The sequence below is a fragment of the Thiorhodococcus mannitoliphagus genome, assembly GCF_010915725.1.
GTDB lineage: Bacteria > Pseudomonadota > Gammaproteobacteria > Chromatiales > Chromatiaceae > Thiorhodococcus > Thiorhodococcus mannitoliphagus.
The window spans coordinates 1-890 of the sequence record NZ_JAAIJR010000368.1 but is presented as its reverse complement, the minus strand read 5'-3'; the positions used below and the strand labels follow the sequence as shown (position 1 = coordinate 890).

Here is an 890-nt window from a genome sequence, read left to right as displayed (position 1 = left end):
CCCAGCTCGAAGGTCGTGACACCGAAGATTTCGTGGTCGGGAAGCCTCGGCGGTGGTCCGTAGTACATCCGGGCGCAGCCGAAGACTTCGCGCAACCCGTGACGCGCGGCCAGCACCAGGGCCGCGGGATTGTTCTCGGGCACGTCGAGGAAGAGCGGGACACCCCGCGCGTGATCGCTGAGCCCAAGGTAGAGGGCCTCGGCGGTCTCGGCGTCGGCCGCGAACAGGGGACCGATCTTGAAGCCCTTTCGGCAGGGGCGGATGACGCCATAGCCCTGGAGCACAGCGTCCTGCAGGGCACCCAGTGCGCGGCAGCCGGGCTGGGCGATCCAGGCCCGGAGGAAGGCGTCGCGGGGTGCCGGGACGTGCGCGGCATCGTAGCGGGCCAGCTCGGCAAAAGGCACCTCGGTCAGCGCGACCAGGCGCGCGTCCGGCGGTGCTGGGGCACCGAGGCCTGCGAAGCGCAGGTCGCGGTGACTGAGGACGAAGCCGCCACGGGCATAGAACGCCTGCATGGCGAAGACGCCGTCCATGCCGATGACCGCCGGGGCCTGAAGCCGGGCGATGAGTCGGTCGCGGCGGGCCTGCCAGAGCTGACGACCCAGCCCCTGGCTGCGGTGGTCCGGGCGGACGATGAAGAAGCCCATGAAGCCGAAACGACCGCCATAGGCGACGATGGAGCCGCCGCCGATCAACTCACCCTCGTGCTCAGCGGCGATGAAGCCCTCGGGGTCGGTGTCCCAGAAGATCTGGGCGTCGTTGAGACCGGGATTCCAGCCTTCGGCGGCGGCCCAGTCGAGCAGGGTGTCCAGCTCGGGGCGTGTCATGGCACGCATGGTCAGCGCAGGGGGCATGGTCGTGATCCTCGCGGTGGTGGGCGTTGGGCGATC

1 protein-coding gene is annotated in these 890 nt (G+C 69.9%); it reads right to left on the bottom strand.

What is annotated here, in order from left to right; all coding sequences use genetic code 11:
* Positions 1–854: GNAT family N-acetyltransferase (locus G3480_RS26920; RefSeq protein WP_164657249.1), on the bottom strand; the 854-nt coding region annotated here is incomplete at its 3' end.
* Positions 855–890: the final 36 nt, after the last annotated feature.